At 40.1% G+C, this 21,249-nt stretch carries 19 protein-coding genes; 9 read left to right on the top strand and 10 right to left on the bottom strand.

Going from position 1 to position 21,249, the window contains the following annotated elements:
- Positions 1 to 29: 29 nt before the first annotated feature.
- The 9 genes from ABD930_RS05105 to panC form a co-directional block, all read right to left on the bottom strand.
- Complete coding sequence (locus ABD930_RS05105) at positions 30 to 530, bottom strand: cupin domain-containing protein (protein ID WP_345230624.1); 501 nt, start codon at positions 528 to 530, stop codon at positions 30 to 32.
- Positions 514 to 2,769 (bottom strand): helix-turn-helix domain-containing protein, encoded by a 2,256-nt coding sequence (locus ABD930_RS05100; protein WP_345230623.1) that lies wholly within the window; start codon positions 2,767 to 2,769, stop codon positions 514 to 516. The genes ABD930_RS05105 and ABD930_RS05100 overlap by 17 nt, the downstream gene beginning before the upstream one ends.
- Positions 2,770 to 2,876: 107 nt before the next feature.
- A complete protein-coding gene (locus ABD930_RS05095) occupies positions 2,877 to 4,259 on the bottom strand; it encodes a HAMP domain-containing sensor histidine kinase (RefSeq protein WP_345230622.1) in 1,383 nt (460 codons plus the stop codon).
- The gene (locus tag ABD930_RS05090) at positions 4,256 to 4,939 is read right to left on the bottom strand and encodes a response regulator transcription factor (RefSeq protein ID WP_345230621.1); all 684 of its coding nucleotides are present in this window, start codon (positions 4,937 to 4,939) and stop codon (positions 4,256 to 4,258) included. Before ABD930_RS05090 ends, ABD930_RS05095 begins: the two co-directional genes overlap by 4 nt.
- A gap of 2 nt (positions 4,940 to 4,941) precedes the next feature.
- A complete protein-coding gene (locus ABD930_RS05085; RefSeq protein WP_345230620.1) occupies positions 4,942 to 7,053 on the bottom strand; it encodes a M1 family aminopeptidase in 2,112 nt (703 codons plus the stop codon).
- Between the two features lie 112 nt (positions 7,054 to 7,165).
- Positions 7,166 to 8,404, bottom strand: coding sequence for a TlpA disulfide reductase family protein (locus ABD930_RS05080; protein ID WP_345230619.1), 1,239 nt, complete (start codon positions 8,402 to 8,404; stop codon positions 7,166 to 7,168).
- Between the two features lie 387 nt (positions 8,405 to 8,791).
- On the bottom strand, positions 8,792 to 9,934 hold the full coding sequence (locus tag ABD930_RS05075; protein ID WP_345230618.1) for an acyl-CoA dehydrogenase family protein: 1,143 nt from the start codon (positions 9,932 to 9,934) through the stop codon (positions 8,792 to 8,794).
- A gap of 37 nt (positions 9,935 to 9,971) precedes the next feature.
- A complete protein-coding gene (gene panD / locus ABD930_RS05070; RefSeq protein ID WP_345230617.1) occupies positions 9,972 to 10,322 on the bottom strand; it encodes an aspartate 1-decarboxylase in 351 nt (116 codons plus the stop codon).
- Positions 10,323 to 10,608: 286 nt separating this feature from the next.
- Positions 10,609 to 11,463 (bottom strand): pantoate--beta-alanine ligase, encoded by an 855-nt coding sequence (panC, locus tag ABD930_RS05065; protein WP_345230616.1) that lies wholly within the window; start codon positions 11,461 to 11,463, stop codon positions 10,609 to 10,611.
- A 237-nt stretch (positions 11,464 to 11,700) separates the two neighbouring features.
- On the opposite strand from panC, the gene ABD930_RS05060 reads away from it, so the two are divergent.
- The 3 genes from ABD930_RS05060 to ispF all read left to right on the top strand — a co-directional run bounded on the left by ABD930_RS05060 (position 11,701) and on the right by ispF (position 14,868).
- Positions 11,701 to 12,525 (top strand): glycogen/starch synthase, encoded by an 825-nt coding sequence (locus ABD930_RS05060; RefSeq protein ID WP_345230615.1) that lies wholly within the window; start codon positions 11,701 to 11,703, stop codon positions 12,523 to 12,525.
- A gap of 101 nt (positions 12,526 to 12,626) precedes the next feature.
- The gene (locus ABD930_RS05055) at positions 12,627 to 14,171 is read left to right on the top strand and encodes a DUF4270 family protein (RefSeq protein WP_345230815.1); all 1,545 of its coding nucleotides are present in this window, start codon (positions 12,627 to 12,629) and stop codon (positions 14,169 to 14,171) included.
- Positions 14,172 to 14,388: 217 nt separating this feature from the next.
- Positions 14,389 to 14,868: a 2-C-methyl-D-erythritol 2,4-cyclodiphosphate synthase gene (ispF, locus tag ABD930_RS05050; RefSeq protein ID WP_345230614.1), complete on the top strand. Its 480-nt coding sequence runs from the start codon at positions 14,389 to 14,391 to the stop codon at positions 14,866 to 14,868.
- 28 nt (positions 14,869 to 14,896) lie between these two features.
- On the opposite strand, the gene ABD930_RS05045 is transcribed toward ispF, so the two are convergent.
- Positions 14,897 to 15,067: a FeoB-associated Cys-rich membrane protein gene (locus ABD930_RS05045; RefSeq protein WP_345230613.1), complete on the bottom strand. Its 171-nt coding sequence runs from the start codon at positions 15,065 to 15,067 to the stop codon at positions 14,897 to 14,899.
- Between the two features lie 201 nt (positions 15,068 to 15,268).
- Here ABD930_RS05045 and typA point away from each other — a divergent pair, with 201 nt between their 5' ends.
- The 6 genes from typA (at position 15,269) to ABD930_RS05015 (ending at position 21,240) form a co-directional block, all read left to right on the top strand.
- The gene (gene typA, locus ABD930_RS05040; protein ID WP_345230612.1) at positions 15,269 to 17,074 is read left to right on the top strand and encodes a translational GTPase TypA; all 1,806 of its coding nucleotides are present in this window, start codon (positions 15,269 to 15,271) and stop codon (positions 17,072 to 17,074) included.
- 75 nt (positions 17,075 to 17,149) lie between these two features.
- Complete coding sequence (locus ABD930_RS05035; RefSeq protein ID WP_345230611.1) at positions 17,150 to 17,593, top strand: class I SAM-dependent methyltransferase; 444 nt, start codon at positions 17,150 to 17,152, stop codon at positions 17,591 to 17,593.
- Positions 17,566 to 17,823 (top strand): hypothetical protein, encoded by a 258-nt coding sequence (locus ABD930_RS05030; protein ID WP_345230610.1) that lies wholly within the window; start codon positions 17,566 to 17,568, stop codon positions 17,821 to 17,823. Before ABD930_RS05035 ends, ABD930_RS05030 begins: the two co-directional genes overlap by 28 nt.
- A gap of 32 nt (positions 17,824 to 17,855) precedes the next feature.
- Positions 17,856 to 18,629 carry a class I SAM-dependent methyltransferase gene (locus ABD930_RS05025; RefSeq protein WP_345230609.1) on the top strand — a complete coding sequence of 258 codons (774 nt, stop codon included), beginning with the start codon at positions 17,856 to 17,858 and terminating at the stop codon, positions 18,627 to 18,629.
- A gap of 2 nt (positions 18,630 to 18,631) precedes the next feature.
- Complete coding sequence (locus ABD930_RS05020) at positions 18,632 to 19,759, top strand: glycosyltransferase (RefSeq protein WP_345230608.1); 1,128 nt, start codon at positions 18,632 to 18,634, stop codon at positions 19,757 to 19,759.
- A complete protein-coding gene (locus tag ABD930_RS05015) occupies positions 19,756 to 21,240 on the top strand; it encodes a lipopolysaccharide biosynthesis protein (RefSeq protein ID WP_345230607.1) in 1,485 nt (494 codons plus the stop codon). Before ABD930_RS05020 ends, ABD930_RS05015 begins: the two co-directional genes overlap by 4 nt.
- Positions 21,241 to 21,249: the final 9 nt, after the last annotated feature.

Below are 21,249 nucleotides of genomic sequence, written 5' to 3'. Positions count from 1 at the left end.
TATTCACTACTTCACTACTTAACCACTATCTATCTACCAAAATCATCTTGTACACGCACGATATCGTCTTCATCTGAAGGGTTATCAATATCCGTATGCTGCCAGATCTCCGCTAGCACTCCCCATCCATCTAAACCCACTAAGCGATGGCGTTCTCCTTTCTCTAATTTAATTACATCTCCCGGATGTTTTGTTTTTACTTCTTTTTCGACATCAGTATCACTGATCACCACACCAACATCCCCTTTAATGACCTGCCAGATTTCTGCACGGCGATGATGGTATTGCCATGATAAGCGCTTATGTGGTGCAACTACTAATATTTTTGGACTCAACTTGCCCGAAATCTTTAAATCCTGAACATTCAATCCATCAAAATACGTATCTGCAAACTTCTGGGCTTGACCTTCATCTATTACAAAAAAACCTCCCCATGGCCGGGTTTGATCTTGCTTATCAATTGTAAAACCTTGCTCCTTTAAGGTTGCTTCTATTGCTGAAAAAACTTCTTGTTTAGCTAAATCTGTCATTGTTATTTATTTTTTTGCTAAGATAATGAGTTTTTTTTATTGCTGCCTGTGCAATCCTGATTTCGTGAAACTCGACTTCATGATTTAGAAGGCGCCGAACTTCTGTCAAGGTTTTACCTGGATGTTGATGCAGCATTGCCATAATGGCTTCCAACTTATCATGTGCGAGCAGTTCCGTTGCATCTAGGTCGGTTCCAATATATTGAATTAAATGGGAAATTACTGTTCCCTCCGTCAAGCCCCTAAGGTTTGCAATTGTTGACACCGCATTTCCCTTCTGGAAGAGTTCCAGACTAATGCGTCTGGTCTCTCCTTTAACGGTTTTCCCAGATTGGTCTTGCTGGGATTTTGATGTTATTAAAGATTCTTGAGCTGAAATTTCTCGAATAACAGCTGTTATGTTCCGACCGTTCCGGATAGCCTCCGTGATGCTTATACACTGCTTCAACTGTTCTCTTTTCCGCCTATAGGTAAGTTGCACATCATCCAATGCTTTTAAATACTTTTTATTCTTCTTTTTAAGCTTCCAAGCTTCGATATGTTGTTGCAAAGGAGCGATTAATTCAACATCAATATGCTTTTGAAACCATGTTACCGCCTTTTGTACACGTTCATGGATGGTATCAATAGACAGGCTATTAACATCAGCAAGCTGTACCTGTAACCAATTCCTAAATTTTTCGGCTACGTCAAATTGTGCGTTACAAGCCTTCGCTATAGCAGACATCTCCCTATAAGCCAATGTTTTATCTGGAATTTGCTTGGTCATGAGCTCATCTTTCAAATGGTTAGTTTCTAATGTAAGGCTATTCCAAGCAAAAGCCTTGCTTAAATTATGCAGTAAATATGCTTGCTGCTCCTGTAACAAAATTTCCTGAATTTGTTCATCCTCCAGCTGCTGATTGGAAAATGCTGCTACATGCGGATCCGTTCGTATGCTATTCGGCGAGATTTTTGAACGCAATACAAGTCCTTCGAGACCCGTAAGCCTACTTAAGGCGACATAAACCTGTCCAGGTGCAAAACTGGCTCCAGCATCAATCACAGCCCGATCAAAAGTTAAGCCCTGGCTTTTGTGTATCGTAACCGCCCAGGCGAGGCGTATGGGATATTGCTTAAAGGTTCCCAACGTTTCTTCATTAACCTTATCGGTTTGTATATCATAATTATAGCGTAAGTTTTTCCATTCTTCCTGCTCTACGGTAAAAAGTTCTTTTTCTCCTAAAAAACGGATGATTAGCTCTCCTTTCTGGCGGTTTATCCGCTCAACGATTCCAATCTTTCCATTATAATAACGCCGCTCGTCTCCCTTATCGTTCTTAATAAACATCACTTGTGCTCCTTCTTTTAGATAAAGGCTGCTTTCTGTCGGGTACGCATTGGAAGAAAAGTCCCCCTTAATAGCAGCCTCAAAACAGATACTCGCCCCAGGTAATTTATCTAATTCTTGCTGATTAATCGCATCTGCTAAATGGTTATGGGAAGTGAGGGTAATGTAAGCTTCTTCAGATTTAGGGTTAAATGATGGACGGTAATAGGTATTCAGTCGATCAAGTGCCTCTGCTGAACAACTATTATTGCGGATGTCATGAAGCAATTCGATGAAGCCCACATCTTGTTGTCGATAAATTTTACGTAGCTCTAGCTGAATGGGCGGAGCCTCCTGCATAACGTGCGCATCAAAAAAGAAAGGACTTTTATAATGCTGATAGAGTAGGGCCTGTTCATGGTTTTTAACCACTGGTGGAAGCTGGTAAAGATCACCAATAAACAAAACCTGTATCCCTCCATATGGGGCAGCATTGCGTCTGGCCCATCGTAAAATGGTATCAATAGCATCCAAGGTATCTGAGCGGAGCATAGATACTTCATCGATAATAAGCAGGTCAAGTTCCTGCAATAGCGCACGGCGTTGTTTCGTTAACTTTATCTTTCCAAACAACCGTTGTTTATTATAAATATGATGATCTGACTCATTCCATGCCAAAACATAATCTGCTAGATATAATCCGAAGGGCAAAAAGAATAGGGAGTGAATGGTTGTACCTCCAGCGTTAATGGCCGCTACACCGGTAGGGGCAACAATAGCCATTTTTTTATAGGTATGTTCTCGAATATATTTCAGGAAAGTCGTTTTTCCTGTTCCTGCTTTTCCGGTTAAAAAGATGGGCCGGTTGGTATGGTTGACAAACGACAAAGCTTGGGCAAATGCGGTATTTTCGCTATCAAGAACGGGCATGTGATACAAAAATTTAAGAATAAGCAATCAAGATAGTAAATATTTACCTATCCTTAAAATTAAGGAAATAATAAGTTGGTAACTCGTGTCACGTTGTAATAGGTTGATTAAAATAACCTTTCCTTTTGATGATAGTCTGGAAACAATAAATAAAATATGGTACCTTTAGGGTGATTAGGTACTATACGGATTTGAATCTGGTGGAGATCCAAAATTTGCTTACTCAGGTATAATCCGATGCCATGTCCTGGGATAGAAGGGTCTTTAGTACTTCGATAGAAAAGATCGAATATGGGCAAAAGCTCATCAACCTCAATGCCAATACCCTGATCCTGTATAGCTAAACGTAACATTCCGAGTTCAAGCTCCAATCGCAATGTCACCGGTTGATTAGCGGAAAATTTCAGCGCATTATCCACTAAATTTCCAATAGCGATCATCAGTAAATCACGATTAGCTAAAACTTCCAACAGGTGCGGATTTTCCTCCATACCATCTAAATTCATCTCCATAATAGCTGATGGATAACGAATACTTGTTTTTTCCAATAGATCCCACAATAACTCATCAATTCGAGTAGGTGTTAACTGAATATCCTGAGAAGCTTCCAATCCAGAAAGTAAAAGCAGGCCTTCGACAATAGCATTTATATGTAGGGCGTCGGTATATAAGGCTTCCATTCGTTCTCTATATTCCTCATTGCTTCTGTCTCTAGAAAGTGTTACTTCCAAATTACTGATCATGGTAGCCAAAGGCGTCTTGAGTTCGTGTGAAGCATGTTTTAAAAAGTTCTGCTGACTGTTTACCCCTTTTTCTAAACGCTCTAACAATAAATTAAAAGCTTGAGTAAGCGAGGTCAACTCGTCTTTTTCTCTTCCATGAATTTCCAAGCGAGCATGTAAATTATGCGCGGTGATGGTGTTTACACTGGCAATTAGTTTGGAAAAAGGACTAAATGTTTGTTTAGCCAACAATTGGGTAAGTAAAAAGCCTAATCCAAGTCCGAATAAAAAGAACAAGGACAGGTATAATTTCAGCTTATCCAGTTGAATTTGTCCATCATGATCTACAGCCGATACCACTACCACAAAATCACCTTCATTATCCCGATAAAAAATACCTGCAAATTGTCGGTCTTGCTGACTGAAATAATACACCTTATTGATTCTGATCTGCTCCAGAACCTCGGCGTTAATGGAATAGTTTAGCGTGTCATGCTCAAAAACAGCATGATTATTTTTATCATAAAATCGAATCGATTCATTGCGGATTTCCAAGTATTTCTGCTCAACAAGCTGATACTTTTGTGCGTTTAATTCATCTTTCTCCAGATGAAAGAAGGCAGCCGTAATCGCATGCGCTTGCAGGCGTTCATAAAACAATCGCACATTGTGTTGTTTAAACAGTATATAGGTACCTAGAAAAGTGAGACCTAGGATAAGGGCTACAATAAGCGTTGTGTTCCATGCTAATTTAAGCCGTAAGGTCATGTTTTCTGTTTAAGTAAGTATCCTCTACCTTTAACAGTATGAATTAAGGGAAAGTCGAATCCCTTATCTACTTTATTTCGCAGATAATTGATGTAAACATCCACCACATTGGTATGCGTATTAAAGTGGATATCCCAAACGGCCTCTGCTATTTGAGTTCGCGAAACAATATGCTCACGGTGATTAAGTAGGAAAAGTAGCAATTTATATTCACGGGGAGAAAGTAAGATGGTTTTGCCTGCCCGTTTAGCGGTCTGCTCGGCAATATTGATTTCTAGGTCGGCATATTTTTGTGTATCGGTAATCCCCCGTTCAAACGACTTCCGTCTTAAGTGGGCATTAATTCTAGCCAAGAGTTCTTCAAAGTGAAATGGCTTTCCTAAATAATCATCAGCCCCAGCCTGTAAGCCCTTTACTTTTTCATCCGTCGTATTCAGGGCACTTAAGATAAGGATGGCCGTCGTTATTTTACGTTCGCGTAGCGTTGTACAGATTTGGAAACCGGAAATATCCGGAAGCATAATATCTAAGATAATCAGATCAAAAGTGATGTCTTGTGTAACGGCTAACGCTTCATAACCATTGTGCGCCCTGGAAACAGCATAAAGCTGTTCTTCCAAGCCTTTTTGGATAAAGTTAGCTAAACGATCGTCATCCTCTATTAACAATATCTTTGCCATGTCTATTTTCCGTTGTGAAGTGCTTGTTGTACACTTGGCGCATCGTCCTTGACCGCCATTTCTAAAATTTCTTTAATATCAGATTTGTTATAAAGGTTTTTTAACTGCATAATTGCTCCTGCCCGTACATAAGATCGACTGTCTGAAATAGCTAGTTTCTTTATTGTCGGGAAAATCTCTTTTAAATCTGCTTTCGAGAATTTTTCTAATCCTTGGAGCACCATTAAACGGATAATCCACGCCTTATCTTGTAAGGCTGTTATCAGTATTTGCTGCGCTCTCGGTTCCTGAATAGTCTCTAAGAGCTGCTGAATGGCTTCAAATCGATCCATAAACAACGGTGCATGTTGGTATTGAAAAATCCATTCGGATAATGTTTTCTGTTCTTCTTTACGAGCAAGCAGGTATTTATCCGCATCAACATCCACCAGCTGCGGTGCTTCTGCCAGTGGAAACCTAAAGGTCTCCTGTTGCTTGGTCAATGTAATCTGTTTTCGTATCACCTTACCCTGCACATACAGATCTACTGCCATTGGCAGCCGGTATAACGGATATTTCGTTAAGTCTTGTTGCTGTGTTAAGTTTACGACCACTTGTTTCGTGCTATCTTCATATTGGCTTTCGATATGTAGATCGGGATTGCCCGAGGCCAAAAACCACTGATTAAAAAACCAATTCAAATCTTGCCCGGTCACCTTTTCAAACGCTAGGCGTAAATCGTGTATTTCTACCGACTGGTAGGCATGCTGTTTTAAATACCATTGAAGTGCCGCAAAGAATGCTTCATCGCCCACTGTTTTGCGCAACATGTGCAATATCCGACCACCTTTCTGGTAAGAAACAGCATCAAATAGTTGTTCCCGGTTAGCATAGTCAAAACGGATAACATCAAGTGTGGCATTGGTATCTTTATCAAAATAGGTCAATATATCATTTAGCGCATGCATATCTGCTGCTTCTTGTCCGTATTTATGGGTAATCCACAAATACTCGCCATAGGTCGCAAAGGACTCGTTAAGTGGTAAATTGGACCATGATTCGGCCGTTACTAAGTCGCCAAACCAGTGATGAAAAAGCTCATGAGCGATAATATCTTCATACGTTTCATCTTTATAGGCTGCCGGAGTTAGGTTCATCCGATCGAAAAAAACGGTTGCCGTCGTATTTTCCATCGCGCCACTGACAAAATTGCGTACCACAATCTGCGCATACTTGTCCCAGGGGTAAGTAACGCCCAATTTCTGAGAGAAAAAGGACAGCATTTCCGGTGTATTTCCGAAAATCTTCCGAGCATAAGGAGCAAACGCCGGCTCCATGTAATAACTTACCTCCTTTCCTTGCCATTCGTCTTTGGTTACTTGGAAGACACCCGCTGCAATCATGGTCAAATATGGTGAATGGGGTTTATCTTGCAACCAAGTATCTGTTCGTGTACCATCTCCATTTTTTCGGGAAGTTTTCATCAAACCATTGGAAAGAGTTACCATAGAATCGGGTACTGTTAAGCTCACCTCCTGCGTCATTTTAACCATGGTGTTGTTTACGGTAGGAAACCAGTTTGAGTTACATTCGGTTTCACCTTGCGACCATAATTGCCTCGGGATACCTATCTCGGAATTGGGTTGGATAAAGTATAATCCACGATCGTCTATCGACGCGATATCTTCCCCAACTTGCAATTCGTTTGGCTTGGCGATATAGCGAATAAACAGCTCACACGATTCATCTTTCGTATAGGATTTATCCAGCGCAATAGCAAGTTTTTTTCCGTTGTATGTGTAATGCAGCCGACTTTTTCCATTGGATGTCAACCGGGCGACTTCTTGCACATCAAATCCATTAGCATCTAATACAACCGAATCCTGAGGATAAAAATAGGGTTGAACGGTTAAGGTTGCTTCTCCGAATACCCAACTTTTCTCCCAATCAAAGCGGAGATCGAGCTTGGTATGTTTTAGTGCAATCTTAATGGGATAGGATTCTTGATAGACAGGCACCCCTGGGGCATTCGCATATATCGTTACCGGTGGAATATCCACATGTTTGGTAGATGCGCAAGAAAAAACAATACAAATACTACATAATAAGGATAACCAATAAAGCTGTTTATTCATTGATAATTCAAAAGTAAAAAGTAAACACCGAGCCCTGTTAAACCATATTTAGTGATGCATTGTACGTCATGTTACGCACATCGGCAACTGGCAACGCGCAACCCATAGCTTCTTACTGCGCTAATAGGCTATCGATTTCATGCTTAAATTCCTGTACAAAATCTGTATAATGTTTGCCCGTTGCGGGGCCATTGAAACCAGTATGTATTTTATAAACCGCTCCACTTTTATCGATGATGATCGTTGTTGGGAATGCGGAAAAGTTGTCTAAAGCGGGGATGCTTTCTTCCACCTGCCCTTTGTCATTGGTATAGCCTGTAAGTAAAAGGGGGTAATGCACTTGAAATCTATCTTTAAGGTGCAACACCGCGGCCTTCGCTTTTTCCGGCTCTTTATAGCGTTCATAGGCTAGACCTATGACCTCAACCCCTTTTGTTTTATATTGATCATAAAAAGGAGCCAAAAAGGCTGTTTCATCCATACAATTAGGGCACCAAGATCCCATGAATTGCACAATAACGACCTTGTCTTGGAAACGCTTATCGTCTAATGACACAGCATTGCCGTCCAAATCGTTAAAACGGAATGAAATGCGATCATTACCTGATTTTAGTCCAGCAATTTTATAGGCATCTGGAAGCATCGCATCTTCATCTCTACGGGCAGACCAGCGCATAACCGTACCAGGCCCAGCATATAGCTTACCATTAAGTAGGTTATCTTGATCAGTGATATCGGCAGTGAAGAGCATCGGATTTGAACCACTAAAAGCAGAAACCATAAAGGTATTTCTATCGATTACACCACTCAAAAAACGATAATCACCCGTTGTTGTCAAAAAAGAACCCGTTACCTGACTGCCCGATTGCTCAAATTCACCTACAGCAAACGTTGTGTCCATTCCTTTATAAAATTGCACAGACCACCTTCCCGTAACATTTACTTGTCCTGTATCCGCTGTTTTGACAAAGCGATAGTTTTGATTTGCTTCGGCCGAAAAAGGCATGGTAATGGTTTTTCCCGGAAGATGCTTTATCCAAGTACCTACCAAGCCTTCGGTCGACTTTAACGCCCTAATCTCTCCCTCATAAAGAGGAGTGCTAATAAATACAGAATCAGGGGTTTCTGTAACATCATTGATATTCAACCTTTCTCTACCATTCAGGAAGGCCACTTGCTTCTTGCCCAAAGAATCGTATACCTCAAAATTAAACGGAATGTCTACCGTAGAATCGGTTGTCAGGGTTCCTCGCCAAATGCCATTATGGAGTTCTACTGCTTTATTTGTGCATCCGGAAGCAAGTCCTATCATCAACGCTCCAAATACATAAAAACGTATGCTATTATTCATTGCAAAAAATAAATTACGCTAAGGTACTAATCTTTCTTTCTAATCAAGCATCCGTATTGCGTATTCGTTGTTTGTTATTCGTTGTTAGTTATTCGTTGTTCGTTATTCGTTGTTAGTTGTTAGTAAATAAGTGATAGCTAATGGGATGATTAGCCAATGTGATAATGAGTACGCATAACTGCACAACTTTAGCAAAGGTCTAAATTAGATAGGAGATATTAGACATTAGATAGGAGACACCTGCTTACAACGCGTAACGGGCAACTCACAACTAAATACGTCTTGATACTTGATACTGATGTCTTGATACTATACTAATAATTCAGTAGGGATAGTCGTTGATTAGCTCATGGGTTAAATGATCGAATTTTCGATAGTTAAAAAAGCTCAGGTTTTTAATATTGCCCTAGAAATTACCAAACGCTGAATTTCCGATGTTCCTTCATAGATTTGGGTGATCTTGGCATCGCGCATGAGTCGCTCTACATGATATTCTTTCACAAAACCATATCCACCGTGAATTTGTACTGCCTCTACGGTTACCTTCATCGCTACTTCCGAAGCAAATAATTTAGCCGTGGCAGCCGCTTCTGCGTAAGGCAATCCTTGATCTTTTAGCCAAGCAGCCTTCAGACACAATAATCGCGCAGCCTCGATCTGTGTATACATATCAGCCAGTTTAAACTGTATAGCTTGGTGCTCTGCGATAGGTTTACCGAAAGTTTTCCGTTCTTTTGCATAGGCTGTTGCCAATTCAAACGCTCCGGATGCTATGCCAAGTGCTTGTGCCGCGATCCCTATGCGACCGCCTTCTAAGACTTTCATCGCAAACTTAAAACCGAAACCATCTTCCCCTATCCTATTTTCCTTAGGCACTTTTACATCAGTGAAAAGCAATGAATGCGTATCAGAGCCCCGTATGCCCAATTTATTCTCTTTAGGTCCGACAATAAACCCTTCCATACCCTTTTCGAGAATGAATGCATTAATACCACGGTGCCCGCTATCAGCATGGGTTTGGGCAATAACCAGGTAAATCGAAGCACTATTCCCATTGGTAATCCAATTTTTGGTACCATTAATTAGATAATGATCACCCTTATCTTCTGCCCTTGTATGCTGCGAAGTAGCATCCGAACCTGCTTCTGGTTCGGACAAGCAAAACGCGCCAATTTTCGTGCCTTCGGCCAGTGGTTTCAGGTATTTTTCCTTTTGGAAGTCTGTACCAAATTGCTCTAAGCCATAGCAAACCAGCGAATTATTTACAGAAACCACAACAGAAGTAGAGGCATCAACTTTAGAGAGCTCTTCCATGACCAAAACGTACGATATCGTGTCCAAGCCGGCACCATTGTATGTCGGACTAGTCATCATGCCCATAAAACCAAGCTCACCCAATTGCTTGACCTGCTCTGTTGGAAACTGTTGCTTTTCATCCCGCTCGATGACGCCGGGTTTAAGTGCGGTCGCTGCAAAATCTCTCGCCGTGTCCCGAATCAATAATTGTTCTTCGGTTAAATCAAAGGTCATTATTAAGGGTTTTGGTAAAGATAGGGTTTTTTACTAACTACTTTACCAATTTATTGTTATGATCGGGGAAAACAAGAATAGGTTCATGTTTTTTTGCTTCCTCAAAAGGCAGTTGACAGTATGAAATAATGATGACAATATCTCCTACTTGTGCCAAACGCGCTGCTGCACCATTTAAACAAACAATACCAGAGCCCCGCTTACCTTTAATTACATACGTTTCAAAGCGTGCCCCATTGTTGTTATTTACAATCTGCACTTTCTCATTCGGTATAATATTGGCCGCTTCTATTAAATCTTCATCGATGGTAATACTCCCCACGTAGTTTAATTCGGCCTGCGTTACCTTTACCCGATGAATTTTCGATTTCAACACCTCGATAATCATGTTACAAAGATAGGGATTGACTGTTAATCAGCCAAAGGGATGGGGAAATATGATTTGTAAATTATATTAGGGAGTAGGGAATATGGTGAGTAGTTAAGTGGTGATAGTAGCGGATCAGCTAATTAGCCAGTGTGATGATTAGCCGAAGAAAATGAGCAATAGGGCGACTGCGGACGCACAACTCGTAACTGACAACTCACAACTAAATACGTCTTGATACTTGATACTCATGTCTTGATACTATTAAACAACAATTCAATAACTTAACTAGTTTCCTATTAACAAGTTAACTAATTAACAACACATTATCAATCAACCTCACCCCATCAACCCAAGCGGCAAGGATAGCAACTAAGGGCTTATCGATCTCCTCTAGTACCTCTATTTCTGTTAATGTATCGCTGGCACAGATGGCAAAATACTCTAGCGTTATTCCTGGCGATTGCTGAAGAAAATCTACCGCTTCTCTTTTTAGCTGGAGTAGGGACTCGCCTTGATTAAGTTTCTGCTTAACCATAAATAAAGCGCGAGAAAGCGCCAATGCATTTTTACGCCCTTCGGAGGATAGCCGCACATTTCTAGAGCTCATTGCTAATCCATCAGGATCTCTCACTGTTTCTACAATTTTTAACTGTACGGCTAAACCGAGTTGCTCTACCATGCGCTGTATAACCATACATTGCTGAAAATCCTTCTGCCCGAAAAAAGCGACTGTAGGCTGTATCGCATCAAAAAGCTTCTTCACAACCTGTGTTACACCTTGGTAATGCCCCGGTCTATGAGCGCCTTCCCAGATAAGGTCTAAGCCGCCTAGATCAAGATGCCAATGCTCATTTTGATCCGGATACATTTCGTTTACCGAGGGCATAAACAGCACGTCACAAGCCACTGATTGCAACAAGGCGATATCCTGTTCTATCGGTCGGGGATATTTTTCCAAATCAGTGGGATCATTAAATTGTGTTGGATTGACAAAAATACTGCATACGGTTAATTCGGTCAATTGTTTCGACTGTCGAATTAAGGCGAGATGACCTTCATGCAAAGCCCCCATGGTTGCAACAAAACCAATAGTACCGTTAGTTGATCGGAAAGACGACAAATAGGTATCGAGCGCGATTTTAGTGGTAAAAATCTCCAATTTCCTTGTTATTAGAACAGGGGGGTAAAGTTGAACATTTTATGGATAAAACCAAAGGTTTTTTTATAAATCGTTGATATATCACAAGATAATGCGTATATTTGCAGACCGATTTTTCATTAGAGCAATTTTTTAATGACTAAAAAACTATCAGAAACGAGTTTTGCCGTGCTCTTCCGGTAAACTTTGTGTTTGGTAGTTTCACATTCAACAATTCTAAAACATAATTTATTGGAGATGGCAAAAACGAAGATATTGTACATTACCCACGAGATGTCGCCTTTCCTGGAACTAAGCAAAATTTCTGAGTTAACGAGAGAATTGCCTCAGGCTATGCAGGAAAAAGGGTTTGAAATACGCATATTGATGCCTCGTTTTGGCAATATTAACGAACGGAGAAACCGCTTACATGAGGTTATTAGGCTTTCGGGAATGAACATTGTGGTGGACAACAACGATAATCCATTGATCATCAAAGTTGCTTCCATTCCGGCGGCCAGAATGCAGGTTTACTTTTTAGATAACGAAGAATATTTCCAACGTAAACATGTATTTACGGATAAAGAAGGAAAATTCTTTAAGGATAATGACGAGCGTGCCATTTTCTTTTGCAAGGGAGCCCTTGAAACCGTTAAAAAACTGGGATGGTCGCCAGATGTAATTCACTGCCACGGCTGGATGAGTGCTTTAGTTCCGGCTTATGTTAAAACAGCATATAAAGATGATCCCACATTTAAGGATGCAAAGATTATCTATTCTTTGTATGCGGATAAGTTTGAGCATGAATTAAATGCCCGTTTTGCTGAAAAAGCAGTTACTGGGAATATGGGCATTAATGATTTGGCAAGCTATGATGCTGCCAATTACTACGGCCTATATAAAGGTGCTTTAAGCTATACAGATGCTGTTGTATTATCAGAAGAGCAGATAGACGACGAACTGTTAAATATTGTTAAAAACACGGAAATTCCGATTACTGACTGCAAAAATGATGCAGAATTCGAAAATTATTGCAACCTTTACGAGCAATTTTCCAATGAAGAATTGGAAACTGTAGCTTAGTGAGGGAAAGCTAGCTATAGCTTTGTTGTAGTACTTTTAACGAAAATTACCGCTCGCGAAATAGCTTAATAGCATGTCGGTAAAAACAATGGAATATTTTGATGAGATATTATAGGCGAGACTTATTGACTTTGTTAATAAGTCTCTTCATTTTAAGTAGTTGTAAAAACCCATCAGGAATTGGTTTAGATAACAACCCGGGAGATTCTTTTTATGGGATATTAAACGACACCCTGGCATTGCACACGGTAACCTTGAAAGACGATAGTGCAAGAAGTGTTTTTTTGCCAGAAGATAGAACGTCGAATATCCCGAGCATAAATATTGGGCAACTTCCTTTCGGTTATTTTAAAGATGATATATTTGGCGAAACCCAGGCAAATGTTGCTTTTACAGTACTTCGCCCTGATGAGGGGGATGCACGTCTGCCTGAAGATGCGCAACTAGATTCGGCCGTTTTAATTTTCCGTTATGGAAGTTCTTTTGTAGGCGATTCTGTTTCGTCAACCTATACTGTTCAAGTAAAACCATTAAATGAAATTTATGGCCCTGTTTCAACCTATTATAGCAATAAAGTTTGGGATGTAAAAGATGAGGTCATTGCCTCTGCACAAATCCATAAATTTCGTTTAACAGATAGTGTTGCCGTTACTGTAAAAGGAAGTACAGGAGAGGACAGCACCGTGAAGGTGAGCCCACAAATGCGCTTACGATTGGATAATAACTTTGTCAGTAACCTTTTTGCGCATAGCTTAGATTCTGCTACACTAAATAGTGACGCCGGATTTATCAATCATATTAAGGGTTTTTTCCTAACAGTTGATAAACCCAACCTACAGGGCATAGGAGGATTGGCTACGCTTGGATTTTCTGAAACCAGGATAGACCCAAGTACAGGGGCAATTAATTCTGTATCTCCCAACGGCATTTCCATTACTTATCATGTAAAGACAGAAGATGGAGAAAGGGATACCACCTTAACCAAGATGTTCCCGATACCCTTACCTTCTACTTCACAGGTTAGCTCCTACATGTCCAGTAACGTTAGCCGGAGTTATTCCTCCACTATACAAGAGCAGCTGGCAAATACCAATACCAACCAGACAACTGTATATGCACAGGGTATGGGTGGTTTAAGGACACGTATATCTTTTCCAAATATTGATCAGTTAAAAGGGAAAAAAATAGCCATTAACAAGGCACAATTGGTAATCTATGTGGATGAAGATCATCTTGGTACGAGCGCTGGCCCAGCACCAAGACTTACCTTATATCGCAAAGACATTGCTGGTAAGAACCAACCTATCCCAGACGGTGATTCTAGATATATGCGGGATCCCCGGTCACAATACGGACTTAATGGAATAGGTCCTAAAGAAGCGCTGGGCGGCTTTTACGACAAAACGAACAAACGGTATGTGTTTAACTTAACATCTTATATTCAGGATGTCATCTTAGATAAGGTACAAAACTCCGCCATTTATATTGCACCGGCATGGGATAATGTTAATATAAACGGTGTGCCTTTTTGGTCGGATATCAATGCTCCAACAAGGGTGGTATTAAAAGGCTATAACGAAACCGATGCAAAAGCAAAAAAGGAAAACCGTACCAAGCTGAATATCTATTACACGGAATTGGATTAGTATCTTTCTCTAATAATGAACCCGACATGATTAAAATCATCATTAAACACGCAGGGTAATGATGATTTATTCACAGATTTTAAAGGTTGCTTTTGTGTTCATGAACCCTTTCGGGGTTTAATCATCAAAGGCTCCATCTGACCACTAAAAAACAAACCGAGTGAAACGAGCTCATTTATGCCCTTGAAAATATGCACATATAAATAATTATAAACAGATGAAAATTAAAGTCGGTTTTGGTTTCGATGTACATCAGCTCAAAGAGGACCATCCGTTTATTTTAGGAGGAGTAAAAATTGAGCATCACGCAGGGGCGTTTGGCCATTCGGACGCAGATGTCTTAGTGCATGCCATATGCGATGCTCTGTTAGGCGCTGCTAATTTAGAGGATATCGGCTATCATTTTCCCAACACAGACGAACGGTGGAAAGGAATAAGCAGCTTAGTTCTATTAAAAGAATGTGTTAAGCTGTTAAAAAATAAAGGCTGGGCGATTGGAAATATTGATGCGATGTTATGCTTAGAAGCGCCAAAAATAAAGCCATACATACCCGCAATGAAATCGCAGTTAGGGAAAGCCATTGAAATAGACGAAGAAGATATTTCCATCAAGGCTACGACCAATGAGACAATGGGTTTTATTGGTCGGAAGGAGGGAATAGTAGCCTATGCCGTATGCCTCATTCATAAGGCCTAAAAAATCTAAGGAAAGTTTAGTTAATGAGCTACTGCGCTTTCTGTGTTGTTGGTTGGACATCGGAAAAATCAACACCACATTTACAATTGGAGCCACAAGTTTTTCCTTTCTTCGGCTTCAAGTTACGGTATAGCATCCGGCCAATATAAAACGCCGCATAGGCAAATAACCCAAAAACGATGATCAATTGTACATTCATTGCTAACAAATGTACGCCGAACAAATTGCTCTGGCAAGTCTTCCTCTAAAATGTTATATACACTTGACAATAAAAACGACGCAAAAGCAACAACAGATTAAATTTTTTCAATTGGAATAATTACCTTTGCGCAAAATTTTCAAACTGGGGTAAATCGCAAAGTGCCATTTATCGCCATTTGAGTTATAAGTACTTGCTTACATGCAGAAAATTAGAAACATCGCGATTATCGCCCACGTTGACCATGGAAAGACTACTTTGGTTGATAAAATTTTACACTTTACGAAACTCTTCCGCGATAATGAGCAAATGGGTGAGCTTATCTTGGATAACAATGATCTGGAACGAGAACGCGGTATTACCATTGTATCAAAGAATGTTTCCATTCAGTACAAAGATGTAAAAATAAATATTATCGATACTCCGGGCCACGCTGATTTTGGAGGTGAAGTTGAACGGGTTTTAAAAATGGCTGATGGCGTTATCCTATTGGTTGATGCTTTTGAAGGCCCTATGCCCCAAACGCGCTTCGTCACCCAAAAGGCACTCGGCTTAGGTTTAAAACCGATTGTAGTTGTCAACAAAGTAGACAAAGAAAACTGTAGACCAGAAGAGGTATACGAACAGGTTTTTGAATTATTCTTTAACTTAGACGCAACTGAAGAACAACTGGATTTTCCAGTACTTTATGGTTCTTCCAAAATGGGCTGGATGTCTAAAGACTGGAAGCAACCTACGGAGGATTTTACCGATCTGCTGGAAGCCATCTTGGAACATATTCCGCCAGCTCCCTATAACGAAGGCACCTTACAGATGCAAATTACATCTTTAGATTATTCATCTTTTGTCGGTCGGATAGCTATTGGCCGTGTTGCACGAGGTGTTATTAAAGAAAATCAACCCGTATCGTTGGTAAAACGTGATGGCAAAATTGTGAAATCCCGTGTAAAAGAATTATACACCTTCGAAGGTTTGGGCAAGGTAAAGGTTTCGGAAGTTTCGGCCGGTGATATCTGTGCCGTGGTGGGCATTGAAGGTTTCGATATCGGAGATACGATTGCGGATTTCGAAAACCCAGAGCAATTGGAGGTTATTCATATTGACGAACCCACCATGAATATGTTGTTTACCATCAACAATTCACCATTTTTTGGTAAGGAAGGTAAATACGTAACATCCCGTCATTTGCATGATCGCTTGCAAAAGGAGATGGAAAAAAACCTAGCATTAAAGGTAATTTCTACCGATTCTGCCGATGCGTTTTTAGTCTATGGTCGTGGCATTCTTCATTTATCGGTATTGATTGAAACGATGCGCCGGGAAGGTTATGAACTACAAGTGGGACAACCACAAGTCATTGTTAAAGAAATTGATGGCGTAAAGTGCGAACCGATTGAGACCTTAGTAGTCGATGTACCAGCCGAAGTATCCGGGAAAGTAATCGAATTGGTTACGCAACGTAAAGGAGAATTGCTGGTCATGGATACCAAAGGTGACATGCAACATTTAGAATTTGAAATCCCATCTCGCGGCATTATCGGTTTGCGTAATAATGTATTAACCGCAACGGCCGGAGAGGCAGTTATGGCCCACCGGATTAAAGACTATCAACCTTGGAAAGGCACAATACCCGGTCGCTTAGCGGGCGTATTGGTATCCATGGAAAAGGGCCAAACAACAGCCTATTCTATTGATAAGTTGCAAGACCGTGGCCGTTTCTTTATTGATCCCGGTGTAGATATCTATGAAGGCCAGATTGTGGGTGAACACACCCGAGACAATGACCTGGTGGTTAATATCGTTAAGGGTAAGCAATTAACCAATATGCGTGCTTCAGGGAGCGACGATAATGTACGAATAGCTCCCGCTATCAAATTCTCTTTAGAAGAGGCAATGGAATATATCCAATCAGACGAATACATCGAGGTGACACCCCAAAATATTCGCTTGAGGAAAATCTATCTTACGGAAAATGAGCGAAAAGTAAACGCTAAGAAATTTCAGTAATTGAATTTTTATTCGTAAAAAGGCAGCAATTGGCTGCCTTTTTGCGTTAATTTTATTAACGAAAAAATCCTATCGATGAAAAATAAGCGTCTAAAACCAACCATCTTCTCCACAAGATACATAACCTTGCGTAAACTTAGAGACCTTACGCTTCATATGCTCAAAAAAATACAAGTCGACCAATTACATTTGGTTGATTTTGGATGTGGAGATATGCCTTATTATGAGGTCATTAAACCCTTAGTACGCGAATATGTTGGAGTCGATTTAAAGATGAATCCTTTAGCGCATCACCATATTGATTTCGATAGTAAAACTTCGCTCCCCAGCGAATTCACGGATATTATTTTGTCCAATCAAGTCTTAGAGCATGTCGATTCACCAGAAGGATATCTGGATGAAGCCTGGCGATTGCTTAAACCGGAAGGCACCTTAATCCTTTCTACCCATGGCTATTGGTATTATCATCCCACGCCTAACGACTACTGGCGGTGGACAAGCGCTGGTCTACAAAACTGATCGAAAGCCGCGGTTTTAAAATAGAAGAATTTACAGGTATATTAGGATTATCTGCTAGTGGTCTCCAGCTTTTTCAAGATGCATTGATCAATAAGTTACCTAAATTTTTACATGGCATCACTGCTTTTTTCATGCAAGGAGTCATCTTTTTAGCAGACAAACTCCATACACAAAAACAGCGCAATAGAGATGCAGCACTTTATGTTGTATTTGCCAAAAAACCACGTTAACTTTAGGTCCTGTAGAATAAGCTATCTTGAACATGCCTGATCAATTGAGAGAAGAAGATATTGTTTCCTATTACAATACGGTTGTACAAACTAAACTCCATAACTACCTTTATGGTAATCCACGGGTTGATGCAGCGTGGAAAACCATCTTAACATATGCACCTCGAAAAAAACAACCGCTACGCATATTGGAGGTAGGCTGTGGCGTTGGCTCTATTTGCTATCGTATGCATAAAAGATGGCCAGATGCACAAATCACGGGTATAGACATCAGTTCTAAATCGATCGAAATAGCAAGCAAACTTTTTGGAAATCAACATACCACCTTTGTGGAGGGCATCTTAACTCCGGAAACGTTTTCCGGCAACTTTGATTTAATCATCTTTATGGATGTGTATGAACATATTGCTGTAGCGGATCGACCAGTAGTCCATGCTGCCATTCGTAAACTTTTAGCCAACCAAGGACGTTTAATATTATCCGTTCCAACCCCACATAATTTAAAATGGTCGGCAGTCCATAAACCAGAAACCATGCAACCCGTTGATGAACATATTTCCCTATCGATCATCAACCAATTGTCTGTGGATACAGCAACTGAAGTTTTACTGTATCAAATAAAAAACATTTGGAGAGTAGGTGATTATGCGCATATCGTTTTTGAAAGAAACAATGATTTTGAGGCAGCCTTTTTCCAACCTATTCCCATTAACCTACTCGGAAAAATACTCCGATCAATGAAGCGGATTCGGGATAAAGGAGTGGGAAAACTACGGGAGATGAGCATCAGAAAAAAACTCAGCTAGCCATGGATTCCCTGAAAATATGTATCATAAAACCCAATAAATCCAGCTACTCCGAAACATTTATCCAAACACAAATTGAACTGTTGCCCGGAGAAAAACAGGTGTTGTACGGTGGTGATTTTCCTGTTTATCAACCGAACGGAAAGTTTTTGATAAAATCAGTTACCGGTATCTTATCCTATCTCATACAAAAGCGTTTATTCAAAAAGCGAGATATTGCTGTGAGGAATAGTGCTTTAGTAAACTATTTGAAAGCACAAAAGATTAATGTAGTGTTAGCGCAATATGGCACTGTAGGAGCTACAATAACCAAAGCATGTGCTATGGCCGAGGTACCATTGGTTATTCATTTCCATGGTGTTGATGCCCATCGGCAAGAGTTGTTAAACACGTTCAAAGACTTATATAAAAAAGCTTTTGCCTACGCTTCAGCCTTAATTGTTGTTTCGAACGATATGCGCGAAAGTCTTCTCCAATTAGGTGCCGATGCGAACAAAATTCATCTTATTCCTTATGGTGTTCGTACCGATTTATTTAAGCCCGTGAGGTTGTCAGCTGAACCCCATTTTCTCAGTATCGGTCGACTGGTGGATAAAAAAGCACCGATTATCACCTTAAATGCCTTTGCTCAAGTGGCACAGCAATTCCCCACCGCTCACCTATCCATGGTTGGAGACGGCCCTTTAGCACAAGAAGCCAAAGCAAGGGCAAAAGCATTGAATATTGTACAACAGGTAACCTTCACTGGCGTTTTGGATCGAAAGGCAATTATTCAACTCATGAGTCGTCGCACCTATGCTTACGTGCAACATTCGGTCACGGCTAAAGATGGCGATATGGAAGGCACTCCCAATACTGTTTTAGAAGCATCTGCTGCAGGATTGCCTATTGTGAGCACTCGTCATGCCGGTATAAAAGAAGCCGTGATAGAAGGAGTAACCGGATTCTTAGTCGATGAATACGATCAGGACGCCATGGCACAACATATGCTGACTTTAGCAGCATCTAGGCCACTTGCTGAGCAAATGGGACAAGCGGCTCGTCAACATATGGTAAAACACTACGATATTCAGCAACAAATAGCCAAACTAAATCAAATTTTACTGGGGGCAGCAAAGATAAGAGCATGAATCTAATCAAAAAACAAGGTATTGTCAATAGCATTTCGCTCTACTTGGGTACAGCATTGGGATTTATCAATCTGATGATTATTTTCCAAAGAAGCCTTAGCTTAGAAGAGATTGGCTTTTATAACATCTTGATCGCGGTTATTATTTTGTACACTCAATTTGCCTCCTTAGGTATCAGCAATGTGATTACGCGATTTTTGCCCTTCTTTAGAACAAACGATAAGAAACACCATGGTTTTGCTACCTATATCTTTACCATTTGTTGCATCACATTCACTTTATTTAGTATTGGCTTTCTGCTATTAAAAAAAGAGGTTATCGCATTAAAGACGGATGGCGGTAAAGCAGCATCTTTAATGGACCAGTATTATGGCTATTTTTTTCCTATTGCAGCTTGTGCCACATTATTTCTTATTCAGGAATCCTTTGCACGCACAAGCTTCAAAACAATACTTCCATCCTTTTTAAGAGAAGTTGTACTCCGTTTATTTAGCACATTAGGCGCTCTTTTAATCCTCATGGGAGCAATTACCTATCGAGGCTTTATCGATTTATATTTAGTAGGCAATATCCTATTGGTACTGATTATAACTTGGTATATTGTCAAAACGAAGATCTATCGTTTTTCCTCCATAGAACCAGCTGTAAAAACGGAATATCGTCACATGTTACGTTTTGGGTTTTATTCCATGCTAGGCGGAAGTTCTTTTGCCTTATTGCAGAACCTTGATGTCATTCTGATCAAACTCTTTATGGGTGAAGAAATGGTGGGAATTTACGGCACCTTTTTCGCTATGGCTCAAATTATTACTTTATCGTCTCGGGCATTAAACATTACTTCTTACCAGATCATTGCTAATGCCTGGAAAGAGAACGATCTGTATAAAATTGAAAAGATCTACAAGAAAACAACACTCATCCAATGCTTAGCAGGTAGCTTATTACTCATTGGCTTGATTGCTAACAGAGATAATATTTTGATTTTATTGAAGAAACCGGAGTATCCAGCCTATTTTGATGTCTTAATCATTGTTGGAATTGCTTTTCTAGTAGACGCCACCGGAGGTATCAATCAAGCCATCATTGGTTTTTCCAAACATTACCGTTTAGTGATGTTATTCATGGCAATTGCGGCTACTGTCTGCTTTTTATTTAATATATGGCTCATTCCACAGTACGGATTAGAAGGCGCAGCCTGGAGTTATTTGCTAACGATGCTTCTAACGAATGTTAGTTTTTGGTTATATTTGAAACTTAAATTTCAACTTCAACCATTTAACAGCAAAATTGTATTAATAATAGTCATTTCGTTGATCAGTTTGTTTGTAGGAAAATTTATTCCAATTATGCCACATTTTATAGTAGATATAATTGTTCGTTCGGTTACCATTGGAGGTATATTTATCTTATTAAGTTACTATAGCCGGATTTCACCTGATGTCAATGAAATAATTGATAACTTCTTAACACGGAGACGATAAGCATAAAAT

Origin of the sequence: Olivibacter ginsenosidimutans, from assembly GCF_039542865.1 — a bacterium.
GTDB classification, from domain to species: domain Bacteria; phylum Bacteroidota; class Bacteroidia; order Sphingobacteriales; family Sphingobacteriaceae; genus Olivibacter; species Olivibacter ginsenosidimutans.
The sequence above is the reverse complement of the archived record's forward strand: the minus strand, read 5'-3'. Positions and strand labels throughout refer to the sequence as shown.

Bases quoted from the DNA above. Each gene is read 5' to 3' on its own strand.
- typA (WP_345230612.1), top strand. From the start codon at position 15,269: ATGCAGAAAATTAGAAACATCGCGATTATCGCCCACGTTGACCATGGA.
- ABD930_RS05075 (WP_345230618.1), bottom strand. From the start codon at position 9,934: ATGACCTTTGATTTAACCGAAGAACAATTATTGATTCGGGACACGGCG.
- ABD930_RS05095 (WP_345230622.1), bottom strand. From the start codon at position 4,259: ATGACCTTACGGCTTAAATTAGCATGGAACACAACGCTTATTGTAGCC.
- ABD930_RS05015 (WP_345230607.1), top strand. From the start codon at position 19,756: ATGAATCTAATCAAAAAACAAGGTATTGTCAATAGCATTTCGCTCTAC.
- ABD930_RS05055 (WP_345230815.1), top strand. From the start codon at position 12,627: ATGAGATATTATAGGCGAGACTTATTGACTTTGTTAATAAGTCTCTTC.
- ABD930_RS05045 (WP_345230613.1), bottom strand. From the start codon at position 15,067: ATGAATGTACAATTGATCATCGTTTTTGGGTTATTTGCCTATGCGGCG.
- ABD930_RS05105 (WP_345230624.1), bottom strand. From the start codon at position 530: ATGACAGATTTAGCTAAACAAGAAGTTTTTTCAGCAATAGAAGCAACC.
- ABD930_RS05100 (WP_345230623.1), bottom strand. From the start codon at position 2,769: ATGCCCGTTCTTGATAGCGAAAATACCGCATTTGCCCAAGCTTTGTCG.
- ABD930_RS05035 (WP_345230611.1), top strand. From the start codon at position 17,150: ATGAAAAATAAGCGTCTAAAACCAACCATCTTCTCCACAAGATACATA.
- panD (WP_345230617.1), bottom strand. From the start codon at position 10,322: ATGATTATCGAGGTGTTGAAATCGAAAATTCATCGGGTAAAGGTAACG.
- ABD930_RS05025 (WP_345230609.1), top strand. From the start codon at position 17,856: ATGCCTGATCAATTGAGAGAAGAAGATATTGTTTCCTATTACAATACG.
- ABD930_RS05080 (WP_345230619.1), bottom strand. From the start codon at position 8,404: ATGAATAATAGCATACGTTTTTATGTATTTGGAGCGTTGATGATAGGA.
- ABD930_RS05020 (WP_345230608.1), top strand. From the start codon at position 18,632: ATGGATTCCCTGAAAATATGTATCATAAAACCCAATAAATCCAGCTAC.
- ispF (WP_345230614.1), top strand. From the start codon at position 14,389: ATGAAAATTAAAGTCGGTTTTGGTTTCGATGTACATCAGCTCAAAGAG.
- ABD930_RS05060 (WP_345230615.1), top strand. From the start codon at position 11,701: ATGGCAAAAACGAAGATATTGTACATTACCCACGAGATGTCGCCTTTC.
- ABD930_RS05090 (WP_345230621.1), bottom strand. From the start codon at position 4,939: ATGGCAAAGATATTGTTAATAGAGGATGACGATCGTTTAGCTAACTTT.
- ABD930_RS05085 (WP_345230620.1), bottom strand. From the start codon at position 7,053: ATGAATAAACAGCTTTATTGGTTATCCTTATTATGTAGTATTTGTATT.